At 63.3% G+C, this 9,625-nt stretch carries 11 protein-coding genes; 7 read left to right on the top strand and 4 right to left on the bottom strand.

Annotated features, from left to right (window positions below):
• Positions 1–23: 23 nt before the first annotated feature.
• From L6D81_RS09420 to pilG, 4 genes are read right to left on the bottom strand one after another with little or no spacing between them, the layout of a single operon-like run.
• Positions 24–2,084, bottom strand: coding sequence for a methyl-accepting chemotaxis protein (locus tag L6D81_RS09420; protein WP_236178833.1), 2,061 nt, complete (start codon positions 2,082–2,084; stop codon positions 24–26).
• A 13-nt stretch (positions 2,085–2,097) separates the two neighbouring features.
• Complete coding sequence (locus L6D81_RS09415) at positions 2,098–2,637, bottom strand: chemotaxis protein CheW (RefSeq protein WP_007953327.1); 540 nt, start codon at positions 2,635–2,637, stop codon at positions 2,098–2,100.
• Between the two features lie 10 nt (positions 2,638–2,647).
• Positions 2,648–3,013: a twitching motility response regulator PilH gene (pilH, locus tag L6D81_RS09410; RefSeq protein ID WP_011336365.1), complete on the bottom strand. Its 366-nt coding sequence runs from the start codon at positions 3,011–3,013 to the stop codon at positions 2,648–2,650.
• Positions 3,014–3,073: 60 nt separating this feature from the next.
• Positions 3,074–3,478 (bottom strand): twitching motility response regulator PilG, encoded by a 405-nt coding sequence (gene pilG / locus L6D81_RS09405; protein ID WP_007953330.1) that lies wholly within the window; start codon positions 3,476–3,478, stop codon positions 3,074–3,076.
• A gap of 225 nt (positions 3,479–3,703) precedes the next feature.
• Between pilG and gshB the strand changes: the two genes are divergently transcribed.
• From gshB to L6D81_RS09370, 7 genes are all read left to right on the top strand, one after another.
• Positions 3,704–4,654: a glutathione synthase gene (gene gshB, locus L6D81_RS09400; RefSeq protein WP_236178832.1), complete on the top strand. Its 951-nt coding sequence runs from the start codon at positions 3,704–3,706 to the stop codon at positions 4,652–4,654.
• A gap of 107 nt (positions 4,655–4,761) precedes the next feature.
• Entirely contained in the window at positions 4,762–5,661 is a 900-nt protein-coding gene (locus L6D81_RS09395) for an energy transducer TonB (RefSeq protein WP_236178831.1), read from the top strand.
• 59 nt (positions 5,662–5,720) lie between these two features.
• The gene (locus L6D81_RS09390; RefSeq protein WP_236178830.1) at positions 5,721–6,293 is read left to right on the top strand and encodes a YqgE/AlgH family protein; all 573 of its coding nucleotides are present in this window, start codon (positions 5,721–5,723) and stop codon (positions 6,291–6,293) included.
• The gene (gene ruvX, locus L6D81_RS09385; protein WP_007953334.1) at positions 6,293–6,730 is read left to right on the top strand and encodes a Holliday junction resolvase RuvX; all 438 of its coding nucleotides are present in this window, start codon (positions 6,293–6,295) and stop codon (positions 6,728–6,730) included. The genes L6D81_RS09390 and ruvX overlap by 1 nt, the downstream gene beginning before the upstream one ends.
• A gap of 81 nt (positions 6,731–6,811) precedes the next feature.
• Complete coding sequence (gene pyrR, locus L6D81_RS09380) at positions 6,812–7,315, top strand: bifunctional pyr operon transcriptional regulator/uracil phosphoribosyltransferase PyrR (protein WP_236178829.1); 504 nt, start codon at positions 6,812–6,814, stop codon at positions 7,313–7,315.
• 27 nt (positions 7,316–7,342) lie between these two features.
• Entirely contained in the window at positions 7,343–8,347 is a 1,005-nt protein-coding gene (locus tag L6D81_RS09375) for an aspartate carbamoyltransferase catalytic subunit (RefSeq protein ID WP_007913665.1), read from the top strand.
• Positions 8,344–9,615 carry a dihydroorotase gene (locus L6D81_RS09370; RefSeq protein WP_236178828.1) on the top strand — a complete coding sequence of 424 codons (1,272 nt, stop codon included), beginning with the start codon at positions 8,344–8,346 and terminating at the stop codon, positions 9,613–9,615. The genes L6D81_RS09375 and L6D81_RS09370 overlap by 4 nt, the downstream gene beginning before the upstream one ends.
• Positions 9,616–9,625: the final 10 nt, after the last annotated feature.

The following is a 9,625-nucleotide window of genomic DNA, read 5'->3' as shown; positions in this document are numbered from 1 at the left end:
CGACATTGCCTCGCCCGCAGGCCTCACGCCTTGTTCGCGACGGGCGCAGGCGCCGCCGGCAAGGTGAACCCGGACACCGAGCGACGCAACTGGCTGGCCATTTTCGCCAGGTTGCCGATGCTCTCGGCGGTGGCCGTGGAACCGGACGAGGTCTGCGAGGTGATCTGCTGGATCACGTTCATCGTCAGGGAAATCTGCCCGGCCGAAGACGTCTGCTGCTGCGCCGCGTTGGAAATGCTCTGGATCAACGCCGCCAGGGTCTTGGACACGCCTTCGATTTCTTCCAGGGCCACACCGGCATCCTGCGCCAGCCGCGCGCCACGCACCACTTCGGTGGTGGTCTGCTCCATGGAAATCACGGCTTCGTTGGTGTCGTTCTGGATCGCCCGCACCAGCGTCTCGATCTGCCGCGTCGCAGCGGACGAGCGCTCGGCCAGCCGCTGCACTTCGTCGGCGACCACGGCGAAACCGCGTCCGGCATCACCGGCCATCGATGCCTGAATCGCCGCGTTGAGGGCGAGGATATTGGTCTGGTCGGCAATGTCGTCGATCAGGCTGACGATGTCGCCGATTTCCTGGGACGACTCGCCCAGGCGCTTGATGCGCTTGGCGGTGTCCTGAATCTGTTCGCGGATGTTGTCCATGCCATGGATGGTGTTGTGCACCACCTCGTTGCCCTTGTTGGCAATTTCCACCGAACGCTCGGCCACCGCCGAGGATTCGGCAGCGTTGGCCGAGACCTGATCGATGGACTGGGCCATGTCACTGATCGCGGTCGAGGCTTCGGAAATCTGCTGGGCCTGATGCTCCGAGGCCTGGGCCAGGTGCACGGCGGTGGCCTGGGTTTCCTGCACCGCAGCGGCGACCTGGCCGGCGGTGAGGTTGATGGTGGCGACCAGATCGCGCAACTGGTCGACGGAATAGTTGATCGAGTCGGCGATGGTCCCGGTGAAGTCTTCGGTCACCGAAGCCGTCACGGTCAGGTCGCCGTCGGCGAGGTCTTCGATCTCGTCGAGCAGGCGCATGATCGCGTTCTGGTTGCGCTCGTTTTTCTCGGCGGTCTCGCGCAGCTGACGGTTGGTTTCGCGGACCATGACCATGCCGATCAGGATGATCGAGGCCAGCGCCAGCAAGCCCAGCACATAGCCGCCGATGGTGTCGGTGTTGCGCCCGTCGGCGAGGTTCTCGAAACGGCTGGCCAGGTGCGAGGCTTCGTCAAGCAGGGTCTGCGACAGGCTGAAGATATTGGTGGCCGACTCACGGACCTTGAACAGTTCCGGCGAGGTTTCGAGGATTTCATCCACCGAGCCGGACACGAACTGGAACAGCTCGGAAATGTCGCTCAAACGTGCACGGGCATCGCGGTCTTCGACCTGGCTGACTTTCAGCGCCGGGTTGCCCTGCAACATGCCGTTGAGCACCTGGCCGAAGCGCGCAGCATCGCGACCGAACGCGTCAGCGGCCTGCTGAGAGTTTTCATCGCCCGAGAGCACGGTGTTCACCGCGCCGAGAATCCGCTCGGCCAGCAGCGACTGACGCTGGGCCATCGCCACTTGCGAGGCGGGGGCACCGCGTTGCAGGAGGATTTCCACGACTTTTTCGTATTCGATCTGCAATTGCGGCACGGTTTCGGCGAGGGTCGCGGCCACCTGATGCAGAGACAGCACGGTCTGCTCGCTGGAGAGAATCGCGTCGGTGTTTTTCAGCAGGCGTTCCCAGTCCAGCTGCACGGCGCGCATTTCCGGACGCACGACGGACGGCGCCGGCGGCAGGCCGGTGCTCGGGTCGCCCTTCTTGAGGTATCCCCAGCGCTGGGCAAAATCGTTGCGCGCATCGCTGAGCAGCTTGAACGCGGCGGCCTTGCCGGCGGCGGCCTCGGTGGCGTTCTTGGCGATCCGCTGCGACAGCACCCGCAGCTCGCCGGCGTGGCCGATGTACTGCTTGTCGTAGTTGGCCTGGGTGTTGAGGTAAGCGAAGTTGGCGAACAGCAGCATGATGAACACGATCAGTGCGATGAACAGCACGATGATCTGCGAGCGGCTGCGCGAGCCTTCTGCGGGCTTGCCTGTTTTTGCTTTGATCATCGGTCCTCGCCTGTTAAACCGCGACGTGCATGAAACTCGGTGACTGCGCCAACGCAAACAGGCTGAACACCCGCCAGTTCTGCTCGCGCCGGAAATAGCCTTTGATGAACTCGCCCTTGGAGCCTTGCCGTTTACTGATCGAGACAGATTCGAAACTGTCCTGCTCGAAGTGCTGCAAGCCGAAGACTTCATCGACCAGCAACCCGGCGAACACGTCCTGATGCTCTACCACCAATACCCGCCGCTGCTTGCGCATCGGTGACAGCTCATGGCCGAAAAAACCGCACAGGTCCATGACCGGCAGCAGCCGTCCGCGCAGATTGGCCACGCCCTTGACCCATGGCTTGACGCCCGGCAACTGGGTGACCCGCAGCTCGGGCAGCACTTCACTGACTTCGCCCATCGGCGTGACATACCAATGCTCGCCCAGACGAAAGCCGATGCCGCTCCAGCGATCCTGGCGCGCCGGTTGCGACGGCAGGTCCGCCGCCAGCAGGCGACAGCGCTGGTCGATCTGCCACAACAGTTCGAACGCGGTCAGCGACTCGCTCATGGCAGCGCGATCAACCGGCCAGCACGTTGTTCAGGGTCTTGATCAGCGTGTCTTCGTCAACCGGCTTGGTCAGGTAGTCCCTGGCGCCCTGGCGGGTGCCCCAGACCTTGTCGGTCTCCTGATCCTTGGTAGTGATGATGATCACCGGGATGTGGCTGGTTTCCGCATCCTTGGTCAGCTGACGGGTGGCCTGGAAGCCGTTGAGGCCGGGCATGACGATGTCCATCAGCACCGCATCGGGTTTCTCCTGGCGGGCCAGGGCCACGCCGTCGGCGCCGTTTTCGGCTTTCAGCACTTCGTGCCCGTGCTTTTCCAGCATGCCAGTGAGTTTGTACATTTCGGTCGGCGAATCATCGACGATCAGGATACGTGCCATGGTCTTCCCCATTTTTCTTGTCGACACCGGGCCCGCTGGCCGAGCGTCTCTGTGCGTGTCTTACTGCGGCAAAGCGGCAGCGAAGCCCGGAACATGGGCCGAAATCGCGTCGAGCAGTTCTTCCTTGCTGAAAGGTTTGGTCAAAAATTGATCGGAACCGACAATCCGCCCCTTGGCCTTGTCGAACAGCCCGTCCCGGGACGACAGCATGATCACCGGCGTGCCCTTGAACGCGTTGTTGTTCTTGATTAAAGCGCAGGTCTGATAACCATCCAGACGCGGCATCATGATGTCGACAAAGATGATCCCGGGATGGTGGTCGGCGATCTTCGCCAGGGCGTCAAAACCGTCGATCGCGGTGATGACTTCGCACCCTGCATTTTTCAACAGGGTCTCGGCGGTGCGACGAATCGTTTTCGAGTCGTCGATCACCATGACCTTCAAGGCGCTGGACTGCTGTTCCATAAGGGGGCTCTACCGTCGCCTTTGCGAATCAATTTGTCCGTTTTGCGATGCGTAATGGCTGGAAACCCTTGATGTTCAAGGGCCAGCACGACATGGCAGCCTTTTTAGCACAGTCTCCTGATCCAATCTATCGACGGGTTTTTCCTTGACCGAAAACCCGCCCGGCGCCACTCTGGCGGCACTTTTTTCATACCGATCCGGTAGCCAATTTTCGAGGAAAACCCAATGAGCGTTCGCGTCGGGATTGTCATGGACCCTATCGCCAGCATTTCCTATAAAAAGGATAGCTCGCTGGCCATGCTGCTGGCGGCGCAGAAGCGCGGCTGGGAACTGTTCTATATGGAACAGAAAGACCTTTATCAGGGTGAAGGCCAGGCACGGGCGCGGATGAAGCCGCTGAAAGTCTTCGCCCATCCGGAAAAATGGTTCGAACTGGGCACCGAACAGGATTCGCTGCTCAGCGACCTGAACGTGATTCTGATGCGCAAGGATCCGCCGTTCGACATGGAGTTCGTCTACTCCACCTACCTGCTCGAACAGGCCGAGTCCGCCGGCGTACTGGTGGTCAACAAGCCGCAGAGCCTGCGCGACTGCAACGAAAAACTGTTCGCCACGCTGTTCCCGCAGTGCACGCCACCGACCGTGGTCAGCCGTCGCGCCGACGTGTTGCGTGAATTCGCCGCCAAACATGGCGACGTGATCCTCAAGCCGCTGGACGGCATGGGCGGTACTTCGATCTTCCGCCACCGCGCCGGCGACCCGAACCTGTCGGTGATCCTGGAAACCCTGACCGCGCTCGGCGCCCAGCAGATCATGGGCCAGGCCTACCTGCCGGCGATCAAGGACGGCGACAAGCGCATCCTGATGATCGACGGCGAGCCGGTGGATTACTGCCTGGCACGGATTCCGGCCCAGGGCGAAACCCGTGGCAACCTCGCCGCCGGCGGCCGTGGCGAAGCCCGTCCGTTGACCGACAAGGATCGCTGGATCGCCGCCCAGGTCGGCCCGACCTTGCGCGCGAAGGGCCTGCTGTTCGTCGGCCTGGACGTGATCGGTGAGCACCTGACCGAAATCAACGTCACCAGCCCGACCTGCATCCGCGAAATCGACAATGCCTTCGGCACCGACATCGGCGGGATGCTGATGGATGCGATCGAGAAAAAGCTGCAAGCTTGATGTGCATCACATGCAGCCTGTCGCTTGATGCTTGAAGCCCAAGGCGCAAAACCAACATTGCGTTATCATGCGCAGCCTCTGAAAAACGCGATGTTGGTTTTCTTGTCATGACACTTCCGTCCGATCTGCCCGTTGAACTCGCCCATCGCGGCGTGCGCCCGGTCGATCGCCTCGGATTTACCCTGTTTCTCGCGGCGCTGATCCATTTGGCGCTGCTGCTCGGCGTGGGTTTCACCATGGTCGAGCCCAAGCAGATCAGCAAAACCCTGGAAATCACCCTCGCCACCTTCAAGAGCGAAAAGAAGCCGGCGAAGGCCGATTTCCTCGCCCAGGAAAACCAGGAAGGCAGCGGTACCCTCGACAAGAAAGCGATCCCCAAGACCACCGAGGTCGCGCCGTTCCAGGCAAACGAGGTCAAGAAAGTCACCCCGCCGCCGGCCGCCAAGCCGCAAGTGCAGGACGCTGCGCCCAAGGCGGCCGTGACCACCGTCGCGCCGAAACCGAAAAAGGCGCCGACCAAGAAAGAAGAAGCCAAGACCGAGATCAAACCCACGGTCGATGCGCCGACTTTCGACAGCTCGCAGCTCTCCAGCGATATCGCCAGCCTCGAAGCCGAACTGGCCAACGAACAACAGCTGTACGCCAAGCGCCCGCGCATCCACCGCCTCAGCGCCGCGTCGACCATGCGCGACAAGGGCGCCTGGTACAAGGACGAATGGCGCAAGAAAGTCGAGCGCATCGGCAACCTCAATTACCCTGACGAAGCCCGGCGCAAGCAGATCTACGGCAATCTGCGCCTGATGGTGTCGATCAACCGCGACGGTTCGCTGTACGAAGTGCTGGTGCTGGAGTCCTCCGGCCAGCCACTGCTGGATCAGGCGGCGCAGCGCATCGTGCGGCTGGCGGCACCGTTTGCACCGTTTACCGGGGACCTGTCGGACATCGACCGGCTGGAAATCATCCGCACCTGGAAATTTGCCCGGGGCGACCGGCTGTCCAGTAACTGAGCCGATCTTTTGCCCGCTCCAGCTTGTCAGTTCGCCCCCCGAACGCCACACTAGCGCACATGAAAAACGTCAGCCCCAGCTACCTCAAGCATCACTTCCTGATCGCCATGCCACACATGGCCGACCCGAACTTTGCCCACACCTTGACCTACATCGTCGAGCACACGGCCAATGGGGCCATGGGGCTGGTGGTCAACCGACCGCAAGAGCTGAATCTGGCCGACATCCTCGAACAATTGCGCCCGGACATCGATCCGCCAGCGCTGTGCCAGCATGTGCCGATCTTCATCGGCGGCCCGGTGCAGACTGATCGCGGTTTTGTCCTGCACCCGGCGGGCAAGACGTTCCAGGCCACCGTCGAGCTGGAGGGCGATCTGGCCCTGTCGACCTCGCAGGACGTGCTGTTCGCCATCGCCGACGGCGTGGGCCCGGCCAAAAGCCTCATCACCCTCGGTTATGCCGGCTGGGAAGCGGGACAACTGGAAGCCGAGCTGGCCGACAATGCCTGGCTGACCTGCCCGTACGACGCCGACATCCTGTTCAACACCCGCAGCGAACTGCGCCTGGAAGCGGCGGCCAAGCACCTGGGGATCAACCTCAGCCTGCTGACCAGCCAGGCAGGACACGCCTGATGGCCCTGCGCCTGATCCTCGGCTTCGACTACGGCACCAAACAGATCGGCGTGGCGGTCGGCCAGGTGATTACCGGCCAGGCCCGCGAACTGTGCACCTTGAAGGCGCAAAACGGTGTGCCGGACTGGAATCAGGTCGAAGCCCTGATAAAGGAATGGAAACCCGACGCCGTGGTGGTCGGCCTGCCGCTGAACATGGACGGCACCCCAAGCGAGATGTGCGCCCGCGCCGAGAAATTCGCCCGCCGTCTCAACGGCCGCTTCAACCTGCCTTTCTATACCCACGACGAACGCCTGACGACCTTCGAAGCCAAGGGCGAGCGACTGGTGCGCGGCGGACAGAAAGGCAGCTACCGCGACAACCCGGTGGACGCAATCGCCGCCGCCCTGCTGCTGCAAGGCTGGCTCGACGAAAACACCGCACTATTTGAATCCTGACAAGCGCTACGGCGCTTTTCTTTTGGTTACAACCCGAGCCCCGGTTCGCGAGAACCGGCTCGACCCCGAGAAGGAGCAACCATGAGCCTGCCCAATCCCGCCGATCTGATCAGCCAGATGGCGACCCGCCTCAAGGCGCACCTTGCCCAGCGTGATATCAGCGAACCGCGTTACATCGGCATCCGCACCGGCGGCGTCTGGGTCGCCCAGGCCCTGCTCAAAGCGCTGGGCAGCGATGCGCCATTGGGCACGCTGGATGTTTCCTTCTACCGCGACGACTTCAGCCAGAACGGCCTGCACCCGCAAGTGCGCCCGTCCGCCCTGCCCTTCGAAATCGAAGGCCAGCATCTGGTGCTGATCGACGACGTACTGATGAGCGGCCGGACCATCCGCGCCGCCATGAACGAACTGTTCGACTACGGCCGCCCGGCCAGCGTGACGCTGGTCTGCCTGCTGGACCTGGACGCCGGCGAACTGCCGATCCGCCCGAACGTGGTCGGCGCGACCCTGTCGCTGGCCGCCCACGAGCGGGTCAAGCTGTCCGGCCCGGAGCTGGCCCTCGAACTGCAAGACCTTGCCCTTTAATCCGCCCTATTGAGAGTCCCCCTCGCGATGACGCCTCTAGATACCAAGCGCCCGCTGCAGCTCAATGATCAGGGCCAGCTGCGCCACTTCCTCTCGCTCGACGGCCTGCGCCGCGAGTTGCTGACGGAAATCCTCGACACCGCCGACTCGTTCCTCGAAGTCGGTGCCCGGGCCGTGAAAAAGGTCCCGTTGCTGCGCGGCAAGACCGTGTGCAATGTGTTCTTCGAAAACTCGACCCGCACCCGCACCACCTTCGAACTGGCGGCCCAGCGGCTGTCGGCGGACGTGATCACCCTGAACGTGTCGACCTCGTCGGCCAGCAAGGGCGAAACCCTGCTCGACACCCTGCGCAACCTCGAAGCCATGGCCGCCGACATGTTCGTCGTGCGCCACGGTGACTCGGGCGCGGCGCACTTCATTGCCGAACATGTCTGCCCGCAGGTGGCGATCATCAATGGCGGCGACGGCCGGCACGCCCACCCGACCCAGGGCATGCTCGACATGCTGACCATCCGCCGTCACAAGGGCGGTTTCGAGAACCTCTCGGTGGCCATCGTCGGCGACATCCTGCACTCGCGGGTGGCGCGCTCGAACATGCTGGCGTTGAAGACCCTCGGCTGCCCGGACATCCGCGTGATCGCGCCGAAAACCCTGCTGCCGATCGGCATCGAGCAGTACGGCGTGAAGGTCTACACCGACATGACCGAAGGCCTGAAAGACGTCGACGTGGTGATCATGCTGCGCCTGCAGCGTGAGCGCATGACCGGCGGCCTGCTGCCGAGCGAAGGCGAGTTCTACCGCCTGTTCGGCCTGACCACCGCGCGCCTGGCCGGCGCCAAGCCCGATTGCATCGTCATGCACCCGGGGCCGATCAACCGTGGCGTGGAGATCGAGTCGGCGGTGGCCGACGGCCCGCACTCGGTGATCCTCAATCAAGTCACCTACGGCATCGCGATCCGTATGGCCGTGCTGTCCATGGCCATGAGCGGTCAGACTGCCCAGCGCCAATTCGAGCAGGAGAACGCCCAGTGAAGCTCAGCATTCTCGGCGCCCGCGTCATCGATCCAAGCAGCGGCCTGGATCAAATCACCGATATTCACGTTGAAGCCTGCAAGATCGTCGCTATCGGCGCTGCACCGGCCGGTTTCATCGCCGTCGAAACCATCGACGCCCAAGGCCTGGTCGCCGCTCCAGGCCTCGTAGACCTGAACGTTGCCCTGCGCGAACCGGGCTACAGCCGCAAAGGCACCATCGCCAGCGAAACCCGCGCCGCAGCGGCCGGTGGCGTGACCAGCCTGTGCTGCCCGCCGAAGACCAAACCGGTGCTCGACACCTCCGCCGTGGCCGAGCTGATCCTCGACCGCGCCCGCGAGGCCGGCAACACCAAGGTGTTCCCGATCGGCGCGCTGAGCAAAGGCCTGGATGGCGAACAGCTTGCAGAACTGGTTGCCCTGCGTGACGCCGGTTGCGTGGCGTTCGGCAACGGCCTCGAAAGCTTCCGCAACACCCGCACCCTGTGCCGGGCGCTGGATTACGCGGCGACCTTCGACCTGACGGTGATTTTCAACTCGCAGGATCACGACCTGGCCGACGGCGGCCTGGCCCACGAAGGCGCCACCGCCAGTTTCCTCGGCCTGCCGGGCATCCCGGAAACCGCTGAAACCGTGGCCCTGGCCCGGGATCTGCTGCTGGTCGAGCAGACCGGCGTGCGTGCGCATTTCAGCCAGCTGACCAGTGCTCGCGGCGTGGCCCTGATTGCCCAGGCCCAGGCTCGTGGTTTGAAGGTCACGGCGGATGTCGCCCTGTATCAGCTGATCCTGACGGACGAAGCGCTGATCGACTTCAGCAGCCTGTACCACGTGCAACCGCCGCTGCGTACCCGCGCGGATCGCGATGGTCTGCGTGAAGCGGTGAAGTCCGGGGTGGTCTCGGCGATCTCCAGCCATCACCAGCCCCATGAGCGCGATGCCAAACTGGCACCATTCGGCGCCACCGAGCCCGGCATCAGCAGCGTCGAACTGCTGCTGCCGCTGGCGATGACGCTGGTCGAAGATGGTCTGCTGGACCTGCCGACCCTGCTGGCCCGCCTGAGCGCCGGCCCGGCCGAGGCCCTGCGCCTGCCGGCGGGCAAACTGGCGGTGGGTGGCGCGGCGGATATCGTGCTGTTCGATCCGAAGGCTTCGACCGTTGCCGGCGAAACCTGGCTGTCGAAGGGCGAGAACTGCCCGTTCCTCGGCCATAGCCTGCCGGGTGTGGTGCGTTACACGCTGGTGGATGGCCGAATCAGCCATCAGGCGTAAAAAAATGGCG

It is taken from the genome of Pseudomonas sputi (assembly GCF_021603585.1).
GTDB lineage: Bacteria > Pseudomonadota > Gammaproteobacteria > Pseudomonadales > Pseudomonadaceae > Aquipseudomonas > Aquipseudomonas sputi.
The sequence above is the reverse complement of the archived record's forward strand: the minus strand, read 5'-3'. Positions and strand labels throughout refer to the sequence as shown.